Raw genomic sequence first — 21126 nt, forward strand, 5'->3', positions numbered from 1 at the left:
GCCCATGACCGGACTCGGCGGCCTGAACAAATCCAAGCACGGCGTGGGCATCGGCCTGGTGCAGCTGCAACTGCCCGTGGTCGACACACCGGCGCAACTGGCGGCACAGGCCCAGCGCATCTGTGACCTGGTGGGCAAGGCGCGGCGCAACCAGTCGGGCATGGACCTGGTGGTCTTCCCGGAGTACGCGCTGCACGGCCTGTCCATGAGCACGGCGCCCGAGCTGATGGTCAGCCTGGACGGTCCGGAAGTGGCCTCGTTCAAGCAGGCTTGCATCGAGCACAGGATCTGGGGCTGCTTTTCCATCATGGAGGCCAACCCCGGCGGCAACCCCTACAACAGCGGCCTGATCATCGACGACCAGGGCGCGGTCCAGCTGTACTACCGCAAGCTCCATCCCTGGGTGCCAGTTGAGCCCTGGGAGCCCGGCAACCTGGGCGTGCCTGTGTGCGACGGCCCCAACGGCAGCAAGCTGGCGCTCATCATCTGCCACGACGGCATGTTCCCCGAGATGGCGCGCGAAGCCGCTTACAAGGGCGCCGAGGTCATCCTGCGCACGGCAGGCTACACAGCACCCATCCGCCACGCCTGGAAGATCACCAACCAGGCCAACGCCTTTCAGAACCTGGCGGTCACGGCCAATGTCTGCATGTGCGGCAGCGACGGCACTTTCGACTCCATGGGCGAAGGCATGGTCTGCAACTTCGACGGCACGGTACTGGTCGAGGGCGGCGGGCGGCCCGACGAGATCATCACCTGCGAAGTTCGGCCCGACCTGGTGCGCGAAGCGCGCACCGGCTGGGGCGTGGAGAACAACATCTACCAGCTCTACCACCGCGGCTACGTGGCTGTGAAGGGTGGCGCGCAGGACTGTCCCTACACCTACATGCTGGACATGGCGGCCGGCACCTACAAGCTGCCCTGGGCGGTCGAAGTGACCGATGGCACGTCCTGCGGATTCGACGCGCCCACGCGCAGCTACAAGGAGGCCTGAGCATGGAACGCTTCGTCCAAGCCAACCCCTACGCCTGGCCGTACAACGGCGACCTGCGGCCGGCCAACACCGCCCTGGTGGTGATCGACATGCAGACCGACTTCTGCGGCCCCGGCGGCTACGTCGACAAGATGGGCTACGACATCGCGCTGACCCGCGCGCCCATCGAGCCGCTGAAAAAGCTGATGGCTGCCGTGCGCGAAGGCGGCTGGCACATCATCCACACCCGCGAAGGCCATCGCCCCGACCTGTCGGACCTGCCGGCCAACAAGCGCTGGCGGTCGCGCCAGATCGGCGCCGAACTTGTCGGAATAGGCGACATGGGGCCCATGGGCAGGGTGCTGGTGCGCGGCGAGCCGGGCTGGCAGATCATCCCCGAGCTGGCGCCGCTGCCCGGCGAGGTGGTGATCGACAAACCGGGCAAGGGCTCGTTCTGCGCCACCGACCTGGAGCTGATCCTGCGCACCCGCGGCATCGAGAACCTCATCCTGGCTGGCATCACGACCGACGTGTGCGTGCACACCACCATGCGCGAGGCCAACGACCGCGGCTTCGAATGCCTGCTGCTGTCGGACTGCACGGCCGCCACCGACCAGGGCAACCACCTGGCGGCGCTCAAGATGATCACCATGCAGGGCGGCGTGTTCGGCGCCCATGCCAGCTCGCGCGCACTGCTCGAGGCGTTTCAATGACAGGAGCCAACTGATATGCGCGTCGATCCCATGCCGGCGCCCACCGGCGCCATGGCGCTGGAAACCTATGGCCTGACCAAGCGCTTCGGCAGCTTCACCGCGCTGGACCACGTGACGATGAAGGTCGCGCCCGGCACCGTCCATGCGCTGCTGGGCGAGAACGGCGCCGGCAAGAGCACCCTGGTCAAGTGCCTGGCGGGTTTTCACCGGCCCGAGGAGGGCAGCATCGTCACCGACGGCCGCGAGCAGCACGTGGACAACCCTGTGGTGGCACGCACGCTGGGCATCGGCATGGTCTACCAGCACTTCACCCTGGCGCCGGGTATGACGGTGGCCGAGAACCTGCTGCTGGCCGGCGGCAAGACCCCGGCGCTGATCGACTGGAAGGCGCAGCGCGCCGACCTCGAGGCCTTTCTGCAGTCCACGCCCTTTCGCCTGGACCTGGATGCGCGGCCGCTGGACATGGCGGCCGGCGAGAAGCAGAAGCTGGAACTGCTCAAGCAGCTGTACCTCAAGCCGCGCCTGCTGATCCTGGACGAACCGACCTCGGTGCTGACGCCGCAGGAGGCCGACGAGGTGCTGGGCCATGTGCGCGACTTCGCCCGCGCCGGCCATTGCACCGTGCTGATCATCACCCACAAGTTCCGCGAGGTGATGGCCTATGCCGACAGCGTGACGGTGCTGCGCCGCGGCCAGGCCGTGCACCACACGGCCGTGCCCGACACCGACCCGGCCCGCCTGGCCCATGCCATGGTGGGCGCGGCCGCGCAGGCCGGTCCAGGCCAGGCTGCAGAAGAGAAAGCGGCTCCAGCAGCCGAAAAATCTGCGGTTGATGCTATTGAAACAGGAGCAAACGCTGCCCTCCAGGAACCCTCGCTCGACATCCGCCAGCTCTCGGTGATGGGCGACCGCGGCACCCTGGCCGTGCGTGAGCTGAGCCTGCAGGTGCGGCCCGGCGAGATCCTGGGCATCGCCGGCGTCTCGGGCAACGGCCAGCGTGAGCTGGTCGAGGCCCTGGTCGGCCAGCGGCCGCGCACCAGCGGTGCTGTGACCGTGATGGGCCAGCCCTATGCGGCGCGGCGCGAGGAGAACCACCGCCTCAAGCTGCGCAGCCTGCCGGAAGAGCCGCTGCGCAACGCCTGCGTCGGCGACCTCTCCGTGGCCGAGAACATGGCACTGCGCGATTTCGACCTGCCGCCGCTGTGCGCGGGCGGGCGCCTGCGCTTTGGCCACTGGCGCAGCCGGGCGCGCGGCTGGATCACCGACTACGGCGTCAAGACCCGCGGCGAGGACGCGCCCATCCGCAGCCTGTCAGGCGGCAACGTGCAGCGCGCCGTGCTGGCGCGCGAGCTGCACGGCGAGATCAATGTGCTGATCGCCGCCAATCCGGTGTTCGGCCTGGACTTCGCCGCCGTCAAGGAGATCCACAGCCGGCTGCGCGGCGTGGCCGCGGCCGGTGGCGCGGTGCTGCTGATCAGCGAAGACCTGGACGAGCTGATGGCGTTGGCCGACCGCATCGTGGTGATGAGCGAGGGCCGCGCCGTCTTTGAAACCCCTGCCGCCAGCGCCGAGCGCCATGTATTGGGCGCTCACATGGGCGGCGGCCACCACTAGAAGACTCCACATGCAGATCGCCGCCATCCCCTTCGACTACCCCTTCGAACTGCGCAAGAGCGCCCTGGTCATCATCGACATGCAGCGCGACTTCATCGAGCCCGGTGGCTTTGGCGAGACCCTGGGCAACGACGTCAACCTGCTGGCCGCCATCGTGCCGGCCTGCCAGGCGGTGCTGGCGGCCTGGCGCGCGGCCGGCGGCCTGGTGGTGCACACGCGCGAGGCCCATGCGGCCGACCTGTCGGACTGCCCGCCGGCCAAGCGCAACCGCGGCAATCCCAGCCTGCGCATCGGCGATGCCGGCCCCATGGGCCGCATCCTGGTCACGGGCGAGCCGGGCAACCAGATCATCCCTGCACTGGCGCCCGTGCCCGGCGAGATCGTGCTGGACAAGCCGGGCAAGGGCGCCTTCTACGCCACGCCGCTGCACCAGCTGCTGCAGCAGGCCGGCATCACGCACCTGGTCTTCATGGGCGTGACCACCGAGGTCTGCGTGCAGACCAGCATGCGCGAGGCCAACGACCGCGGCTACGACTGCCTGCTGCTGGAAGACTGCACCGAAAGCTATTTCCCGCAGTTCAAGCAGGCGGCGGTGGAGATGCTGCGGGCCCAGGGCGCGATCGTCGGCTGGACCGCCACCAGCGCCCAGCTCATCCCTGCGCTGGCGGCCCTGCCGGCAGCGCAAGGCTGATAGAGTTTGCCGGTGCACACCGCCAGCCGCACTGTCAAGGCGCTTGCCGCGCCTATCCACCGATCACGCGCGAGCGAGGTCTACGAACAGCTCAAGCGCGACATCGCCGAGTTCAAGCTGGTGCCCGGCGACCGCTTCACCGAGAACGAGCTGGGCGATCGCCTGGGTGTGTCGCGCACCCCGGTACGCCAGGCCTTGACGCGGCTGCAGCAGGAGGGCTATGTCGAGGTGCTGTTTCGCAGCGGGTGGCGCGTCCTGCCCTTTGACTTCGACCAGTTCGAGCAGCTCTACGACCTGCGCATGGTGCTGGAGACCACCGCGGCCCAGCGCCTGTGCACGGACGGCGAGCGCGTCGACCGCGAGCTGCTGGACCAGCTCATCGCCATCTGGCTGGTGCCGCCGGCCGAGCGCAGCAGCGACACCATGCAGGTGGCGCTGTGGGACGAGGCTTTCCATTGCGCGCTGGTGGCAGCGGCCGGCAATGCCGAAATGGCCCGCGTGCACCGCGACGTCACCGACCGCATCCGCATCATCCGCCGGCTGGACTTCACCAAGCAGGCCCGCATCGACGCCACCTACGACGAACACGCCAAGATCCTCAAGGCCATCCAGCGCAAGCGCGGCGACCAGGCCGCGATGCTGTTGCGCGCCCACATCGAGACCAGCCAGGCCGAGGTGCGCAAGATCACCCTGCACCAGGTCCACCTGGCGCGCCAGCCGCACGGCTAGGGCGCTACACCAGGTTGCCCGGCCCGGTCTGGAGCACGCGCGCGGGGATCATGTCGTCGTCGCTCTCGCCGAAACCGCTGTCCTCGACATCGTCGTCGGGGCTGCCGCTCTCGAGCGCCATGCTCTCGGTCAGGTGCGACAGGCGTGCCTCGCGATCGGGCCGCAGCAGCAGATCGCGAAACTGCAGGCGCAGCGCGTTGCGGGTGCGGATCCAGTAGTCGGCGCGGCGGGTCTGGCGCGCGCGCTTTTCCGGTGACAGGGCCGTCGCCTCCAGCTTCTCGTCCGAGTCCAGTGGCAGGATCATCCAGCCGGGCGGCCCCTTCTTGGCGTCGAAGTGCTCCCATAGCGCGTCGTAGCTGGCGTAGATGCGCAGGCCCGCGTCGCGGTAGCGCTTGCGGATCTGGTAGGTCCAGTCCTGCAGCTGGTGCGAGGCCGGGTCCAGGCCGACCAGGCGCAGGCCCCAGTAGCGCGCCAGCTCCTGGGCCACGCGCACCATCAGCACCGAGGGCTTCCAGCCGGCCAGGGCCTGGCTCAGCTCCTGCGGCGAGAAACGCGCCACCGGGTTGCGCTGGCCGCGCACGCCGCCGATCACCAGGCAGCCCACGCCGTCGATGCGAAAACGCGAAAAGCCCATGACCGCCGCATCCACTGCCTGGGCCTTTTGCTGCACATTGGCCGTGCGCTGCAGGGTCAGAGAAAGCACCAGCTCGCCTTCGGGGCTTTGCGGCGAGGCGCGGCGCAGTTGCAGGCGCATGTACTCGAAGCCGCGCGGTGCCGGCAACTCGGCCAGCACCAGCGGCCGGCCGGCGGTCAGGGTCTCGAAGGCGCCGTGCTTGAGAGCGGTTTCCAGCCAGTCGGCATGGTCGATCAGCTGCACCACGCGGTCGGTCACGCGGGTGTGGCGGTGCACGTAGGGGCGCACGGCACGCAGGTATTCGCCGGACATGTCACTGATGATCTGGCGCGACTGCATCTCGAAGACCACGCCCATCCAGTGGCGCATGGCCTTGCCATGCGCCAGGTTGGCCGTCAGGGTGCGCCACAGCAGGCGGGTGCGGGAGATGCCGCCACCCTGGCCGCCGCGTTGCAGGGACCAGAGCAAGCCATGCCAGATCCCTGGCACACGTTTTGAAGACGCGCGTGTCATGCGGGCTACCGGAACACAGTGAGGACGCCAGTGTAGCCGTACAGGTGGTCGCGGGCGATCTCGCCGCCGGCAAAAAAGCCCACCAGCGGCACGTCGCCCAGGGCCCGGCGCACGATCTGCAGCTCCGCGCTGGGGCCGCCGAAGTGCGGGCCGCCGCGGCCTGCGCAGCTAACGTAGATGGCGCCGGCGATGCGCCGCGCGACGTTGGGCGCGGCCTGCGCTTCGGGTGCGGCCAGGGCCACGGCCACCGGCAGCGGCAGTTCTTCGGGCTCGAGCTCCTCGCGGATCTCGGCGCAGATGCGCACCAGGTCGGCGCGGGCGGCCTGGGCGTCGCGCCGGCAGAAAGCCATGCGCATGCCCGGCTCCACCTTGTCGGCGATCGCCACCCCGCGGCGCGCCGGGTCCAGGCCGATGATGTGGCGCACCACCACGTCGGCGCCGAAGCTGCCGGTGCGGCCGACGGCATCGCTGGCGGCGTCGGTCAGTCCCACCAGGGTGGCGCGCAGCGCCGCCATCGCCTCCTGCGGCTGGTCCAGCGAGATCTTCAGGTCGGCCAGCAACACGTCCAGCGCCGGCTGGCCGTCCAGCCCGGTGATGACGTTGCCCTCGGCGGCGCTGACGATGCGTTGCGGCGCGATGGGCTGGCAGCCCTGGGTCACGCGCGAGACCAGGGCCACTTCCTCGCCGAAGGCCACGCCCGACAGGCCGCCGCGGAACACGCCGCTGGCCGCGCCCTGGCCGCGGATGTTGCCGTTGCCGCCGATGGCGAACTGCACCGCATCGCTGCGCCCGGAGGCCAGGCCGCCGAACAGGTAGCCGGTGGCGGTGCGGCCCGCCATCTCGCCGATCAGGTCGGCCAGTTCGGGCGTCGCCGCATCCGCATGGACCAGGGCCGTGTGGGGCTCGAAGCCCATGCCCTCGCCCACGCCCAGCGGCGCCACGCCGGAGAACACGCGGTACTGGTGGCCCGGCAGGGCGCACAGCATCACCGCCAGGGCCGGCTCATCGAAGTACTCGACGTTGCTCGACGCGATGCCCACGCCCACCGTGCCGGACCAGTCGGTGATCTCGGGCAGCTCGGCGCCCAGGTGCTCCAGGATGTCCTGGGCCTGGGGCGCGTAGTGGTCGGTGATGTACAGCAGTCCCAGCGTGGGGCTGGAGGCGTAATCGGGCAGGGCCATCTGCGCGCGCAGCTGGGCCAGCACCAGAGCGGCCGCCATCGGCCATTGCGGATGGGTGGCATGGCCGAAGGGAAACAGCTTCATGGCTTGCGTGCTGCCTTCTTGGCCGGCGTCTTGCGGGCCGCGACTGCGACGCCCCGCTTCGGGGCCTTGACGGCCTCCTTGGCAACGCCGGTGGCCACGTGTTTGGCGGTGTCGACGGGGGTCTTGCCGGCCACGTCCTTGAGCGCGCCGGCGGCGATCTCCTGGAACTGCTGGGTCAGTGCGCCCCACCACTGCAGCGGGTCGACCACGGACCCGGCCTGGCCGTCGCCGGCAGCAGTCTTGGTAGAAGCCTTGGCAGCGGGCTTCTCACCGGCCTTGAGCTTGAGCGCATTGGCCACGTCGGCCATGCTGAAGTTCATGCCCTTGAGCGTGGCCAGGGTCATCTTCTGGACCTCCAGCGCCTGGATGGTGGCGCCCAGGGCCTTGCCGTTCTGGTCCAGCCAGAAGTGCACGGCCTTGAGCTCCTCGATGCGCTTGTCCAGCTCCTCGACGTTGAGGGTGGGCGCGACCCAGTGGGACAGGTTGGGCATCTGCGGCAGGGTCTGCGACGCGCCTTTGGCGATGTTCTGCAGGAAGTCGAACCCGGGAACGAACTTGCCGAAGCCGAAATTCTCGTTGTCGCTCATGGCCGCGCCTCCGTGTTGACTCGCTGCTGACAGCTTACCCCAAGGAGCGCGCGGCGCCATGCCATTCAGTGCTTGTGCGGCCCCGCCGGTGCACTTGCCGCAACAGGCAGCACCAGATCGAGTCTGCTTTCCACGCCCCTGGCGTTGCGCAGGCGCAGGGTTAGCGGCACGCTGGCGTCCTTGGCCAGGGGCGCCTTCAGGTCCATCAGCATCACGTGGTAGCCGCCGGGCTTGAGCTCCACGGCCTGGCCGGCCGGCAGCTCCAGCTGCGCCACGGCGCGCATGCGCATCACGTCGCCGTCCATCTTCATCTCGTGCACCTCGCTCACGCCGGCCGCTGGCGAGGACACGCCCAGCAGCACCATGGGTTCGGCGGCGGTGAGTTTCATGAAGGCGCCCGTGCCCTTCTGGCCCTGGACGCTGGCGCGGGCCCAGGCGCCCTCGACCTTGACGGCAGGGGCCTGGGCCCAGGCGGTGGACGCCAGCAAGAGGGAGGCTGCGGCGAGCTTGCTCAGTTTGTGCAGGAGGGTCATGGTGTGGGCCTTGCTTTCGATGGTGAGAGTGTCAGTGCTGGTGGGCGCCGGCGCCAGTGCCGGGAAGAATCTCCAGCAGGGCGGCAGGGGACTTCAGGTCCGAGAGCTTCTGGCCCGGCTGTGGCTGCTCGACCCAGTCGATCCGGCCTTGCTCGCAGACCTGGCGCACCGGCCAGTACAGCGGGCCGGGCTGCTGCGGCACCGTGGCGACGAGCACGAACTCGTCGTAGTGGGCGCTGGCCAAAGCGTAGTCCGCGGTTCTGGCCGTCCAGGTGATGCGCACCACGTCCTCGGCCACTTCGCGCCCATGGCTCAGATAGGGCTGGGCCAGCTTCTCGCGCTGCAGCTCCAGCGTCCAGCCCGGCTTGGGCATGGGGCGCGCGCCGCGCACGCCGGCCGGGATCTCCACCGTGAACTGGCGGGTGGCCGAGGCGCCGCAGCCGTGGCCGACCTTGAAGCTGGCCTTGTAGCTGCTGCCGGCCGGCGCCACCTGGTAGTCCAGCACCACGTGCGCCTGTGCATTGCCAAACAGGGCCGCAGCTCCCGTCAACAGGACCTGGATTGCTCTCAATTTGATAGTCAGTTGCTGCATTTTTGTGCCTTTCAAAGATCGACCTTCAGTTCGGCCGTGTAGCTGCGCTGGGGGTAGGGGTGGAAATTCCAGTAGGTGGCGTTGTTCAGGTTGTCGATGCCGAAGGCGGCGCTGACATGGCGGTTGACCTGGTAGCGAGCGCGCAGGTCCATGCTGAAGTACTTGCTGACGCCCATGTAGGTGAAGCCGTTGACGTCGCTGTTGTCCAGCGTGCGGTACTGCTGGCCGCTGTAGCGCGCGCCCAGGCTGGTCGTCCATTGCGCGTCCCAGCGGTAGCTGGCCAGGGCGGACGCGCGCCACTTGGGGATGTTGGGCTGGCGCTTGCCGATGGTGTCGCCCGGCACGCTGACAAAGCCGGCGTTCTCCTTGATCACCGAGTCGGCATAGGTCAGGCTGCCGCTCAGATCGAGTCCGGCCAGCCAGATGCCGCTGCCGTTGTAGGCCAGTTCCAGGCCCTGCGTTGCGATACGCCCGACGTTCTGCACCCGGCTGACGTTGCGGTTGGCTGCGGCATCGAACGTGGTTTGGGCGTACAGCGCATCACGCGTGTCCTCGGCAAAGAAGGTCAGGCGCAGCAGGCCCTTGCCCAGGTCTTTCTCGGCGCTCAGTTCGCCGGTCCAGGACTTTTCCGGCTGCAAGTCCGGATCGTTGATGTACTGGGCGTTGGTGGTCGAGGTGCCGCCGTACAGTTCGCTCACGGTGGGCATGCGCACGGCCCGCCCGGCCGAGGCCTTGAGCACCGTGTCGGGCAACCACTGCCAGGACAGCGCCGCCTTGGGCGAGACGAAAAATTCCTCGCGCTCGCCCCACTGGGTGTTCACGCCCGCGCCGGGGATACGGGTGTGGCCATCGCTGGCCGTCCACCATTCGGCGCGGCCGCCCAGCACCGCCTTCCAGCGCGGCGCGAAGGCCCAGGCGTCCTGCGCATACAGGCTTTGCAGCAGGGCGCGGCCGCCGACGTCGCTGGCCACAGGGCCGGCGCCGTCGCTGAGGTAGTCGCCGGGGATGTTGGACGTGAGATAGGCCAGCTTGTAGCTGTCACGCTGCCAGCCGAAGTCCACTGCGTGCGCGCCCTGCGGGCCCTGGGGCCGCCAGATGCCCTTGAGCGCCAGGTTGTTCCAGCCCGTGCCCTGGCCGTCGGCGATGGTCCCGGCGCCGCCGCTGGCCGCCGCCGGCAAGCTGTTGGCCAGGCCGTTCTGGCGCTTCTCGTCCTTGCCGTAGCCGTACAGGCTGGCCGCCACCTCCCAGTCGAACACGCCCTTGCCGTGGCTCTTGACCGACAGGCCGTGCATGAAGTGCGTGAGACGTTCGTCGGTCAGCGCGAAGTCGCCGCCCGTCAAGGCGGCATAGGAGCGGCCATCGATGTTGATCGTGCCGCTGCTCACGCTCTGGCCTGCGGCATTGCGCAGGTAGGAGACCGGCCGGCCTTGCGACTCGTTTTGCCACAGGCCGAAGGTGTAGGCCGCGCGCACGACCGGCGAGAGGTCGTAGGCCAGCTTGGCCTTGATGTGGTCCTGCTGCGTGTGGTACTGCGTGCCCGTGCCCAGCACCCAGATGGGCGCATTGGCCGTGTTGCGCTCCGCCACGGCGCCGGTGACCGGCGTGCCGGCCGTCCCTGGCGTGCCCGTGCTGACCAGCCGGGTGGCGAAAGTCAGCGGCTGGCTCTGGCTGTCGCTGTGGTTGAAGTTGAGGAACCAGGCCCACTGGCCTTCGCTGCCGGCGCGGTTGCCCACCGAGGCGCTGGCCTGCCGGCTGCGGTACGTGGCGTCGGTGTTGTACAGCGCGAAGGGCTGTGAAACATAGCCGACCTTGCCATGGGCCTCGAACTGGGTGGGCATGCGCGTCACGTAGTCGACCACCGCGCCGACCGAGTTGCCCGGGTAGGCGGCGGAGAAGGGGCCGTACATCACATCGACCCGCTCGATTTCCTCGGGCGTGACCATGCCCCAGCGCGGCGGAAAGCCCAGGCCGCCGACGCCGTTGCCCAGGAAGTTGGACAAGAGGATGCCGTCGGCATAGACGGCTGATCGCGCGCTGTTGCCTGTGCCCGAGGCGCGGCTGGACAGGACGGCGTGGTTGTAGTCGCCGGTGTAGCGCTTGCGCACCAGCAGGCTGGGCAGGTACTTGAGCGCGTCCTCGCTGTCGTTGGCATTGATGGTCTGCTCGATCTGCTCGCGCGTGATGCCCTCCATGGTGGTGGGGATCTGCGTGGGCAGCGAGGTGGGCTGGCCGCCGGTGACGGTGACCACGCCCAGGGCGCGGGCCGGCGCGTCCTGCGCCAGGCCGGAAAAGGGGAACGCCATGGCCAGGGCCAGGGCGAGGCGGGTGCGGACCAAGAGAGCTCCTGCTTGCTACAAAAACAGCCTGAAGCCCCGTGAAACGGACTTCAGGCGCTATTTAAGTGATAGCAAACAGGGGTGGGCCGCGGCCCGGTGGCGGGACCGCGGTGCGCGCCGCGATGTGGGCGGCAGGGAGGGATTGCAGCGCCAGGCCCAGCGGCTGCGCCGCTGGCATGGCCGCGGCCACTGGCGCGGGCGCCACCGACGCGCACAGCGGGCAGTCCAGCGTGGGGCTGGGCTGGGACTGGCCGCCGTCGGCGTCCTTGAGCAGCAGCTTCATGGCGCCGGCGCCCGAGCAGATCAGCTCCATGGACTGGGGCTGGACCAGGGGTGAAGCCAGCGCCACGCCGATAGACAACGCGAACCAGGCCAGCACGAGGCGAGCGAGGAAGGAGGCGTTGCGCAGGGCTTGCATGGTCTGGATTATCGGCCAAGCGCCACCGGACCGCCGCCATCCGGCGTATGGCGATGGCGCCACGGCTTGGCGATAATCGTTGGCAAACCCTGGAGATGCCATGACCCAAGCTTCCCGTTCTCTTTCCATCCTGCGCAAGCTGCCGGCCGGCGCGCTGCTGCTGTGCCTGGCTGCGGCGGCCTACGCCCATCCGGGCCACGATGGACCCGGGATCGGTGGCTTCATGACCGGCGTGCAGCACCCTTTCGCCGGCCTGGACCACCTTTTGGCCATGCTGGCCGTGGGCATCTGGGCCGCCACCCAGGGCCGGCCCAGAGCCTGGGCCCTGCCTCTGGCCTTTGCGCTGCTGATGGCGGCCGGTGCCGCACTGGGCATGGCCGGCGTCAGTCTGCCGGCCATTGAGCCGGGCATTGCCGCTTCGGTGATCGTGCTGGGCCTGGCCCTCCTCAGCGCCTGGCGCGCGCCGGCTGCGGTGGCCCTGGGCCTGGTCGCAGTCTTTGGCGTGCTGCACGGCTTCGCCCACGGCGCCGAACTGCCGGCCAATGTCGATCCGCTGGCCTATGGTGCGGGCTTCCTCGTCGCGACCTTCGCGCTGCACGCCATGGGTGTGGCCATCGGCCTGTTGCAAGCGGCGCCGCGCGGTGCGCTGGCCCTGCGTGCCGGTGGCGCGGCGATCGCCGCGGCCGGCGCCTGGTTGCTGTTGGGCGCGCCCGCCCTGGTCTGAACGCTCAGAACTTGGGCGCGCGGCGCTCGCGCAAGGAGGCGACGCCTTCCTTCACATCGGGCCCGGCAAAGCCCATGAATTCCAGCGCCAGCGAGGTGTCGAAGGACGGGCCCGCCTGGCGCAGCCAGTTGTTCAGCGCGTACTTGGTCCAGCGGATCGCGCTTTGCGAGCCCAGGGCCAGAGCGTCGGCCACCTCGTAGGCCTTGGCCAGCAGCTCGCCTTCTTCCACCGCCAGCGACACCAGGCCGATGCGCTCGGCCTCCAGGCCGCTGACCGGCTCGCACAGCAGCAGGTGGTATTTGGCCTTGGCCATGCCGCACAGCAGGGGCCAGACGATGGCCGCGTGGTCGCCCGCCGCCACGCCCAGCCGGGTGTGGCCGTCGACGATCTTGGCGCTCTTGCTGGCGATCGAGATGTCGGCCAGCAGGCCCGCCACCAGGCCGGCGCCCACGGCCGGTCCGTGCAAGGCGCTGACGATGGGCTTGTCGCAGTTGATGATGTTGTAGACCAGGTCGCGCGCTTCCTTCCAGACCCGGCTGCGCACCTCGAAGTCGTCGGCCATGTCCTGCACCAAGGCCAGGTCGCCACCGCCGGAAAAGCCCAGGCCCTCGCCGCGCAGCACGGCGCAGCGCACCGTCTCGTCCTCGCCCACATCGCGCCAGATGGCGGCCAGCTCGCGGTGCCCCACGTGGCCGGCCGTCGGCAGTTTGCCGTTCAAGGCCTTCATCTGGATGTCCAGCACCGCGTCGTTGGGCCCGCGGCGGCTGATGGCAAGGGTCTGGTAGCGGCTGTAATCCATCGCGCCAGTTTAGGCCCAACAGACCCTAGCGCAGGCGGTCGAACTCCGCCTTCAGTGCCACCGACTTGGGCAGGTTCAGGCCCTGCGGCGCCGCGCGGCTGGGCTTGACGAACCAGGTCTCGTACAGCGCATCGGCCCGGCCCGAGCGCACGGCCAGGGCCATGGCCTGGTCGACCACCCGCTGCAGGCCGGCGTCGCGCGGCAGGGCGATGGCGATGGTCTCGCTGGCCAAGCTGTCGGGCAGCAGGACGAAGTTCTGCTTGTCGGCCTGGCGCGCCAGCACGCCCAGCAGCAGGATCTCGTCGCGCGCCCAGGCTTCGGCATTGCCCAGGCGCAGCTGGCTGAGCGCCGCATCGACCGTGACCACGCGCGAGGGCTGCAGCGCCACGCCGGTGCGCTGGGTGTAGGCCTTGAGCGCCGGCTCGGTGGTGGTGCGGCCCAGCACGGCCACATGCTTGTCCTTGAGATCGGCGGCCGACTTGTAGCCGTCCTTGGCGCGCACCAGCAGCTTGACGTCGGAGATGAAGATGGGTTGCGAGAAGCCCATGGTGGTGCGGCGCTCGGGCGTGTCGGAGACGCCGGCGCACATCAGGTCGACCGCACCGGTGCCCACCAGCCGGGGCAGCTGGTCGGTCGACACCGGCACCATGTTCAGCCGCAGCTTGTCCTTGCCCACCTCCTGGCGCAGGTGCTCGACGATCATCATGCAGTAATCGATGCTGTAGCCGGCCGGCCGGCCCTTGTCGTCCTTGAAGGAAAACGGCGGCGAGCCTTCGGAGTAGCCGATGTTGATCTGGCTGCGCTGGGCGATCCGCTTGAGCGCGTCCTGCTGCGCGCCGGCGGTGGCCGGCAGCAGGGCTGCGCAGGTCGCAGTCAGGGCAAGGGCCAAACCGGAAATTCTGGAATGCAGGGTCATGAAAAGCCTCCTGGCCCCATTCTTGGGCAGGCTCATCCATTGGGCAAGCGCACCTTGGATCGTCCGCGTTAAGCTTCCCCCATGAACAACAGCCTGTTTCATTTAGCCTTCAACGTCACAGATCTTGACGAGGCGCGCCGCTTCTATGGCGGCGTCCTGGGGTGCACCGAGGGCCGCAGCACCGCCACCTGGGTCGACTTCGACTTTTTCGGCCACCAGCTGTCCCTGCACCTTGGCCAGCCCTTCAAGACCGAGCGCACCGGCCACGTCGGCGAGCACCTGGTGCCCATGCCGCACTTCGGCCTGGTACTGGAACTGCCAACCTGGCAGGCGATGGCGCAGCGCCTGAAGGACGCCGGCACCGCCTTCGTGCTGGAACCGCAGGTCCGCTACCCGGGCGAGCCGGGCGAGCAATGGACCATGTTCTTCTGCGACCCCTTCGGCAACCCGATTGAGATCAAGGGCTTCGCCTCACTGGCCGCCCTGTACCAAAGCTGAGTCTGCTTTTGCCCATCGGGCTGTAGGCGGCGTCCTACCGCATCACGCGGGCCTCGCGTCTGGCGTCGGCCGGCAGTCCTTGCTACGGTCAGTGTCCATGACTCTCACGGACCTGCTCTGCCCCTCCTGTGCCCTGTTCCTGGATTTCGACGGCACCCTGGTGGACATCGCGCCGCAGCCTGAGGCCGTGGTCGTGCCCGCGCGCTTGCGCGCGACCTTGCAGGCCTTGCACAGCTATCTGGACGGCGCGGTGGCGGTGGTCAGCGGCCGCCCCATCAGCCAGATCGACAGCTTCCTGGCGCCGCTTGTGCTGCCGGCGGCAGGCGTGCACGGGGCCGAGCGGCGCGGCGCCGATGGCCAGACCGTGCACCTGCCCATCGTGGACATGCAGGAGGTGGAAGTGGTGGCGCGGGCGCTGGCGGCGCGCCATCCGGCGCTGCGGGTCGAGACCAAGCGCGGCTCGATCGCCCTGCACTACCGGCAGGCGCCGGAACTGGAAGGGCTTTGCCTGGACGCCATGCAGGCCGCGGTGGAGCAGACCCCTGGCCTGACCCTGCTGCGCGGCAAGATGGTGGCCGAGGCCAAGCCCGCCGGCGCCAGCAAGGACAAGGCGATCGAGGCCTTTTTGCGCGAGGCCCCGTTTGCCGGCCGCACGCCGCTGTTTGTCGGCGATGACATCACCGACGAGGTCGGCTTCGCCACCGTGCAGCGCCTGGGCGGCCTGGGCGTGAAGGTGGGTGAGGGCTCAACCACCGCCTGGCAGCGCCTGGCCAGCCCTGAGGCCATGCGCCTGGAACTGGAAAACGCCGTCGTCCTGCGCGGCGGAAAGGCCATCGCATGACACAAGCTGCGCCGGCGGCGCCCTCCCTGAACCTGGGCCTGATCGGTAACTGCGCCTACAGCGCGCTGATCGACGAGCGGGCCCGCATCGTCTGGTGCTGCCTGCCGCGCTTTGACGGCGACCCGGTCTTCAACACCTTGCTCGACCCCAGCGCCAACGGCAGCCTGTGGGCCTTCGAGCTGGAGGACTTTGCGCGCAGCGAGCAGGCCTACGAGCCCAACACCGCCATCTTGCGCACCCGGCTGTGGGACAGCCGCGGCCAGGGCATCGAGATCACGGACTTCGCGCCGCGCTTTTCCAGCCGCGACCGCATGTTCCGTCCCCTGACCCTGGTGCGGCGCCTGCGCGTGCTGTCCGGCACGCCGCGCATGCGGGTGCTGCTGCAGCCGCGCTTCGACTGGGGCCGCATCGTGCCCGACGTGACGCAGGGCAGCCACCACATCCGCTACGTGGGCGGGCGCGACGTGCTGCGCGTGACCACCGACGCGCCGCTGAACTACCTGCTAGCCCAGACCTGGTTCGTCATCGACCGGGCGATGGACTTCATCCTGGGGCCGGACGAGACCCTGATGGGCGGCATCGGCGAGACGGCGCGCGCCTTCGAGCAGGACACGGCCAGCTACTGGAAGGCCTGGACCCGCGCCCTGGCGCTGCCGCTGGAATGGCAGGAGGCGGTGATCCGCGCCGCCATCACGCTCAAGCTCTCGCTGTTCGAGGACACCGGCGCCATCGTCGCGGCCATGACCACCAGCATCCCGGAAGCGCCGGGCAGCGGGCGCAACTGGGACTACCGCTACTGCTGGCTGCGCGACGCCTTCTTCGTGGTGCGGGCCCTCAACAGCATTTCCGAGGTCGGCACCATGGAGGACTACCTGCGCTGGCTCAACAACGTGGTGGTGCGCTCCGGCGGCGGCCATATCCAGCCGCTGTACGGCATCGGCCAGGAGGAGCAGCTGCCCGAGGCCATCCTGGGCCACCTGCCCGGTTACCGCGGCCAGGGCCCGGTGCGGGTGGGCAACCAGGCGCAGGAGCATTTCCAGCACGACGTCTACGGCAACATCATCCTGGGCGCCGCGCAGGCCTTCCACGACCAGCGGCTGTTTCGCCGCGCCGGCCGCGCCGAGTTCGTCCACTTCGAGGCAGTGGGCGAGCAGGCCTTCCGGGTCTACGACCAGCCCGACGCCGGCATGTGGGAGCTGCGCACGCGCGCGCGCATCCACACCTCGTCGGCTCTCATGAGCTGGGCCGCCTGCGACCGCCTGGCCAAGGTGGCGGCATCCCTGCAGCTGCCCGAGCGCATCCGCTACTGGCGCGAGCGCGCCGACATGATCCGCGAGCGCATCCTGCGTGAAGCCTGGAGCGACGAGCGCCAGGCCTTTGCCGAGAGCTTCGGCGGGCGCGACCTGGACGCCAGTGTGCTGCTGATGGCGGAGGTCGGCTTCATCGACCCCAACGACGCGCGCTTCATCGCCACCATCGACGCGCTGGAAAAATCGCTGTGCGACGGCCCCTACATGCGGCGCTACGAGGCGCCGGACGACTTCGGCAAGCCCGAGACGGCCTTCAACATCTGCACCTTCTGGCGCATCGACGCTCTCGCGCGCATTGGCCGCAAGGCCCAGGCGCGCGAGATCTTCGAGGTGATGCTCAAGAGCCGCAATCCGCTGGGCCTGCTGTCCGAGGACACGCACCCGGTCACCGGCGAGATGTGGGGCAACTTCCCGCAGACCTATTCCATGGTCGGCCTGATCAACGCCGCTGTGCGTCTGTCGGCCCCCTGGGATTCGGTGATCTGATGTCACGGCTCGTCGTTGTTTCCAACCGCGTTGCCGACCCGCGCAAGACCGCGGCCGGCGGCCTGGCCGTGGCGCTGGCCGAGGTGTTGAGCAACACCGGCGGCCTGTGGTTCGGCTGGAGCGGCAAGGTGGTCGAGGCGGCCGACGGCGGCCTGCCCGGCGAGGGCGAGGTCCACAGCCACCAGGCTGGGCCGGTCAAGCTGGTGACGGTGGATCTGTGCCGCGAGGACCACGACGCCTTCTACCTGGGCTACTCCAACGGCGTGCTGTGGCCGGTCTTCCATTACCGCCTGGACCTGGCGGACTTCGATGCCGGCTACATCGCCGGCTACCGGCGCGTCAACCAGCTGTTCGCGCGCAAGCTGCTACCCCTGCTGCAGCCCGATGACGTGCTGTGGATCCACGACTACCACCTGATCCCGCTGGCGGCGGAGCTGCGCGCGCTGGGCTGCACCAACCGCATCGGCTTTTTTCTGCACATCCCGTTGCCGCCGCCACTGATCCTGGCGGCCATCCCCGGCCATGACTGGCTGGTGCGCGGCCTGTGCTCGTACGACCTGGTGGGTTTCCAGAGCAGCGCCGACCACGAGCACTTTTGCCGCTACATCGAGGCCGAGGCCGGCGCGCAGGACCTGGGCGAGGGCCGCTGGCGCGTCTTCAACCGCACGCTGCATGCAGGGGCTTACCCGATCGGCATCGATGTCGAGGAGTTCACCGCCCTGGCCGACGCCCCGGAAGGCCGCGAGATGCACGAGCGCATGAAGAAAGAATACTCGCGCCGCAAGCTGCTGGTGGGGGTGGACCGGCTGGACTATTCGAAAGGCCTGCCGCAGCGCATGCGGGCCTTCCGCCAGCTGCTCACGGCCTACCCGGAGACGCGCAACAGCGCCACGCTGATCCAGATCGCCTCGCCCAGCCGCGAGGACGTCAGCGCCTACAGCGACATCCTGCACGAGCTGGAAAGCCTGTGCGGCTCGATCAACGGCAACTTCGGCGAGCTCGACTGGATGCCGGTGCGCTACATGCACCGCACGGTGGCGCGCGCCCGACTGCCCGGCCTGTACCGCGCCAGCGCTGTGGCCCTGGTGACGCCGCTGCGCGATGGCATGAACCTGGTGGCCAAGGAGTTCGTGGTGGCGCAGGACCCGCTGGACCCCGGCGTGCTGGTGCTGTCGCGTTTTGCCGGCGCCGCCGAACAGCTGAAGGACGCGCTGCTGGTCAATCCCTACGACGCCGAGGCCACGGCCGCGGCCATCCATCTGGCCCTGGTGATGCCGCTGGAAGAGCGCCGCGCGCGCCACCAGACCATGCTGGAGAATTGCCGCCGCTACGACGTGCACTGGTGGTGCGACAGCTTCCTGGGCACCTTGCGCCAGGCCCAGGCCGAGGAGCGCGGCACGCCCTGGCTGCGGCTGTAGCAGCTCAGTCGATGGTGGGGTCCAGAAGCCACTCCATGGCGACCTCGTAGTCGAAGAACGCCCGGATCCGCCGGAACCCGTGGTTGCCCGCCAGCATGCTGAAAAAGCGCGCATGGTCGAAACGCTCACGCGGGCACAGGATGGCCGTCTTGTGCAGGAAGGTCCCACCGTAGCGCAGCAGCGAGCCGGCCAGCTCGAGCTGGTCGTCCGGCGAGAGCTGGCCGCTGGTGTCGCGCATGTCCACCATCAGGCAGTAGTCGTCCAGCCGCAGCGCAGCCTCGGCGATTCCGGCCAGCAGTTTCTTGCCCGCCTCGAGGTCGGCGCGGCCATCGGAGCGCACCCGCAGGAAATCGGGAGAACGGACGATCTGGATGTTGGATGGCATGTCGCTATGCTGGACAGCCGCGGGCCGGCATGCCATGGGACGAAAGCCCTAGACCTGGAGCGCTGCGATGCTCTGGCCGTACCGTTCAGAGCGTGTAGACCATGCCGTTCTGGATGCTGCCGATCAGGGCCGCCTGGTTTTCCGGCGATTCAGAGAAACCCACCAGCACGTTGGCCCGGGTGTTGGCGCCGCTGGCCAGGTTGCCGGTGTGGAAAGCCAGGCCGCCCTCGTCGGGCGCGCGGTGCAGCACGTTCTGGTACAGCTGGGTGACGAAGCGCGCGTTGTCCAGGTTGCCGTAGGTGGTCTGGAATTCCGGGCTGGCGATGAAGTTGGCCGCCACCTGGGCGATGTCCAGGCCGTTGTCCAGCGCGGTCATCTGGTAGCCCAGGCCGCCCTGGTCGGGCGTGCGGTTGAAGGCCGCCTGGTAGAGCCGGTAGGCCATGCCGCCGTTGCCGTCGGTGTCCAGGGCGATGCCGCCGCCAGTGAAAGCGATGCGCTCGATGCCGGCCAGGGTGGTGGTGTTGGAGGCGTCGGACCTGGACGTCACGGTCCAGCCTGAGCCGCTGCTCTGCACTGTCCAGGCGCTGAGCGCATGCTCGAAGAGCGCCGTGTCGCGGCCGGTGCCGCCGTCCAGCGTGTTGTGCCCACCTCCCCCGGCCAGCATGTCGTTACCCGCGCCGCCGTTGAGCGTGTCGTTGCCGGCCCGGCCGACCAGGGAGTCACTGCCGCTGCCGCCGGTCAGCTGGTCGCCGCCTGACGCAGCGAACACCGAGACGCGTGCGCCGACGGCGGCCGTGAAGGCGACGTCGGCGCTCTGCATCTTCAACGCCACCGAACCCGATTGCGCCAGCGGCAGGCCATGGCCGTCGTCCGATTGCGCGGACTGGCCGCCGCGCCACTCCATGAACAGGCGCACCCGGCCCATGGCGTTGCTGAGGAATTCGCCGGTGGTGCCGATGCGGCTGAGGGCCAGGTCGTTGGCCTCGTCCCGGAAATCGTTGACTGCGTCGTCCAGTTCGGCCAGGTCGGCGTTGCCGCCTTCCACGGTGATGTTGTCGATGGCGTGGAAGACGCGGTCGGACAGCCGCGTGACCATGCCCTTGATGCTCAGGCCGCTCTGGATGGCGTCGTAACCGGCCATGAGCGTGTTGAACAGAGGGGTGGGCATCTGCGGCCGCACCACGTTTTCGACGATGTGGTCGCTGAGCGCCTCGCTGGCGCCGTCGTACAACGCGCCCAGGCCCTGGCCGGCGAGGAAGCGGGCGGTGTCCGCCAAGCTGGGGCCGCTGCCTGGCAGGCTCCAGCTGCCACCATCGTCCAGTGCATAAACCGGCGAACTGACGCTCACGCTGTTGCCGCCGCTTCCGGCCTGCCCGCCCCAGGAGGCCGGCGTGGGCACCGAGCCGGTGTAGCCGGCCGGCGCGGGCGCCGGACTGGGCGCAGGAGCGGGCGTGCCTGCGTCGCCGCCCCCGCTGTTGGTGAGGACCTGCTTGAGCACGTCGTACATGGTGGCCGAAGACGAGAAGCCATTGAGCCAAGCCTGGGTGGCGGAGATGTCCGAGGACGTCACGCCGCCCATGTTGAGGAGAGCGCCGATGGTCTCCGGGCCAAAGGCGGACTTGACATCGGCAATGGTCACGCTTTGCAGCACGTCGCGGTACTGCTCGATCACCGCCAGCGCGTCGGCCGAGCCGTTCAAGACCAGGCCGCTGCCGTCCGGCGCCACGGGCGAGGGTGCGGGGGCCGGCGCGGCCGGCGCCGGGGCAGGCACGGGAGGCGCCGGAGGTGGCGGCGGGGTCTCGGATTTCTGGGTCAGGGCCGCCAGCAGGGCGTTGTTCTGCGCCGCCGTGCCGGTGTAGCCGGACGCGGTGCCCAGCCCCAGGTTCTGGAAGACCTGCGCGCGGGCGGCGACGGAGGGGAGTGCGGCGCCGATGCCGGTATAGAACTCATACAGGGTGGTGGGCGATGCCATGGCGCGCTCCTACTGGACAGTTGGTCTGCCCATGCTAGGCCCGATGCGCCAGCGCTACATCCCCCGAAAAGGGGGTATGACCCAGCCCAAACCCTTGGCTCTTTCAACGGGCTCTAGCGTTGGCCGCAACCGCTCAGAGCGTGTAGACCATGCCGTTCTGGGTGCTGCCGATCAGGCCG

Annotated in this window: 21 protein-coding genes; 10 read left to right on the forward strand and 11 right to left on the reverse strand. The window is 69.1% G+C overall.

What is annotated here, in order from left to right; all coding sequences use genetic code 11:
* Positions 1-4 precede the first annotated feature (4 nt).
* The 5 genes from Q0632_RS12765 to Q0632_RS12785 are packed head-to-tail and all read left to right on the forward strand — an operon-like array spanning position 5 to position 4720.
* Positions 5-994, forward strand: coding sequence for a formamidase (locus Q0632_RS12765; protein ID WP_298930303.1), 990 nt, complete (start codon positions 5-7; stop codon positions 992-994).
* 2 nt (positions 995-996) lie between these two features.
* Entirely contained in the window at positions 997-1686 is a 690-nt protein-coding gene (locus tag Q0632_RS12770; protein WP_298930306.1) for a cysteine hydrolase family protein, read from the forward strand.
* Between the two features lie 15 nt (positions 1687-1701).
* Positions 1702-3300 (forward strand): ABC transporter ATP-binding protein, encoded by a 1599-nt coding sequence (locus Q0632_RS12775; protein ID WP_298930309.1) that lies wholly within the window; start codon positions 1702-1704, stop codon positions 3298-3300.
* 10 nt (positions 3301-3310) lie between these two features.
* On the forward strand, positions 3311-3991 hold the full coding sequence (locus tag Q0632_RS12780) for a cysteine hydrolase family protein (protein ID WP_298930312.1): 681 nt from the start codon (positions 3311-3313) through the stop codon (positions 3989-3991).
* Between the two features lie 12 nt (positions 3992-4003).
* Entirely contained in the window at positions 4004-4720 is a 717-nt protein-coding gene (locus Q0632_RS12785; protein ID WP_298930316.1) for a GntR family transcriptional regulator, read from the forward strand.
* A gap of 4 nt (positions 4721-4724) precedes the next feature.
* Here the strand turns inward: Q0632_RS12785 and Q0632_RS12790 are convergent, their stop codons facing one another.
* The 7 genes from Q0632_RS12790 to Q0632_RS12820 form a co-directional block, all read right to left on the reverse strand.
* On the reverse strand, positions 4725-5822 hold the full coding sequence (locus Q0632_RS12790) for a DUF535 family protein (protein ID WP_298930320.1): 1098 nt from the start codon (positions 5820-5822) through the stop codon (positions 4725-4727).
* A 50-nt stretch (positions 5823-5872) separates the two neighbouring features.
* Positions 5873-7132, reverse strand: coding sequence for an FIST C-terminal domain-containing protein (locus Q0632_RS12795; protein ID WP_298930323.1), 1260 nt, complete (start codon positions 7130-7132; stop codon positions 5873-5875).
* Positions 7129-7719: a PhaM family polyhydroxyalkanoate granule multifunctional regulatory protein gene (locus Q0632_RS12800; protein ID WP_298930326.1), complete on the reverse strand. Its 591-nt coding sequence runs from the start codon at positions 7717-7719 to the stop codon at positions 7129-7131. Before Q0632_RS12800 ends, Q0632_RS12795 begins: the two co-directional genes overlap by 4 nt.
* 65 nt (positions 7720-7784) lie before the next feature.
* A complete protein-coding gene (locus Q0632_RS12805) occupies positions 7785-8252 on the reverse strand; it encodes a copper chaperone PCu(A)C (protein ID WP_298930329.1) in 468 nt (155 codons plus the stop codon).
* 31 nt (positions 8253-8283) lie between these two features.
* Positions 8284-8844 (reverse strand): YcnI family protein, encoded by a 561-nt coding sequence (locus Q0632_RS12810; RefSeq protein WP_298930331.1) that lies wholly within the window; start codon positions 8842-8844, stop codon positions 8284-8286.
* Between the two features lie 11 nt (positions 8845-8855).
* Positions 8856-11180, reverse strand: a complete 2325-nt coding sequence (locus Q0632_RS12815) for a TonB-dependent receptor (protein ID WP_298930334.1) — start codon at positions 11178-11180, stop codon at positions 8856-8858.
* Positions 11181-11241: 61 nt separating this feature from the next.
* The gene (locus Q0632_RS12820) at positions 11242-11598 is read right to left on the reverse strand and encodes a DUF2946 family protein (RefSeq protein WP_298930337.1); all 357 of its coding nucleotides are present in this window, start codon (positions 11596-11598) and stop codon (positions 11242-11244) included.
* Positions 11599-11698: 100 nt separating this feature from the next.
* Between Q0632_RS12820 and Q0632_RS12825 the strand changes: the two genes are divergently transcribed.
* The gene (locus Q0632_RS12825) at positions 11699-12322 is read left to right on the forward strand and encodes a HupE/UreJ family protein (protein WP_298930340.1); all 624 of its coding nucleotides are present in this window, start codon (positions 11699-11701) and stop codon (positions 12320-12322) included.
* 4 nt (positions 12323-12326) lie between these two features.
* Here Q0632_RS12825 and Q0632_RS12830 read toward each other — a convergent pair whose 3' ends face one another.
* Positions 12327-13121 (reverse strand): enoyl-CoA hydratase/isomerase family protein, encoded by a 795-nt coding sequence (locus tag Q0632_RS12830; RefSeq protein WP_298930343.1) that lies wholly within the window; start codon positions 13119-13121, stop codon positions 12327-12329.
* Between the two features lie 25 nt (positions 13122-13146).
* Positions 13147-14037, reverse strand: coding sequence for an amino acid ABC transporter substrate-binding protein (locus Q0632_RS12835; RefSeq protein ID WP_298930346.1), 891 nt, complete (start codon positions 14035-14037; stop codon positions 13147-13149).
* An 81-nt stretch (positions 14038-14118) separates the two neighbouring features.
* Here Q0632_RS12835 and Q0632_RS12840 point away from each other — a divergent pair, with 81 nt between their 5' ends.
* From Q0632_RS12840 to Q0632_RS12855, 4 genes are all read left to right on the forward strand, one after another.
* Complete coding sequence (locus Q0632_RS12840) at positions 14119-14535, forward strand: VOC family protein (protein ID WP_298930349.1); 417 nt, start codon at positions 14119-14121, stop codon at positions 14533-14535.
* A gap of 97 nt (positions 14536-14632) precedes the next feature.
* Positions 14633-15376 carry a trehalose-phosphatase gene (gene otsB / locus Q0632_RS12845; RefSeq protein WP_298930352.1) on the forward strand — a complete coding sequence of 248 codons (744 nt, stop codon included), beginning with the start codon at positions 14633-14635 and terminating at the stop codon, positions 15374-15376.
* Complete coding sequence (locus Q0632_RS12850) at positions 15373-17172, forward strand: glycoside hydrolase family 15 protein (protein ID WP_298930355.1); 1800 nt, start codon at positions 15373-15375, stop codon at positions 17170-17172. The genes otsB and Q0632_RS12850 overlap by 4 nt, the downstream gene beginning before the upstream one ends.
* Entirely contained in the window at positions 17172-18590 is a 1419-nt protein-coding gene (locus Q0632_RS12855) for a trehalose-6-phosphate synthase (protein ID WP_298930357.1), read from the forward strand. Before Q0632_RS12850 ends, Q0632_RS12855 begins: the two co-directional genes overlap by 1 nt.
* 4 nt (positions 18591-18594) lie before the next feature.
* Here Q0632_RS12855 and Q0632_RS12860 read toward each other — a convergent pair whose 3' ends face one another.
* Together Q0632_RS12860 and Q0632_RS12865 are read right to left on the reverse strand one after the other, a co-directional pair.
* Positions 18595-18975 (reverse strand): hypothetical protein, encoded by a 381-nt coding sequence (locus Q0632_RS12860; protein ID WP_298930360.1) that lies wholly within the window; start codon positions 18973-18975, stop codon positions 18595-18597.
* A gap of 85 nt (positions 18976-19060) precedes the next feature.
* Positions 19061-20947: a DUF4214 domain-containing protein gene (locus Q0632_RS12865; protein ID WP_298930363.1), complete on the reverse strand. Its 1887-nt coding sequence runs from the start codon at positions 20945-20947 to the stop codon at positions 19061-19063.
* Between the last annotated feature and the right edge of the window lie 179 nt (positions 20948-21126).

It is taken from the genome of uncultured Ramlibacter sp., from assembly GCF_936925435.1.
In the GTDB taxonomy this organism is placed as follows: Bacteria; Pseudomonadota; Gammaproteobacteria; order Burkholderiales; family Burkholderiaceae_C; genus Ramlibacter.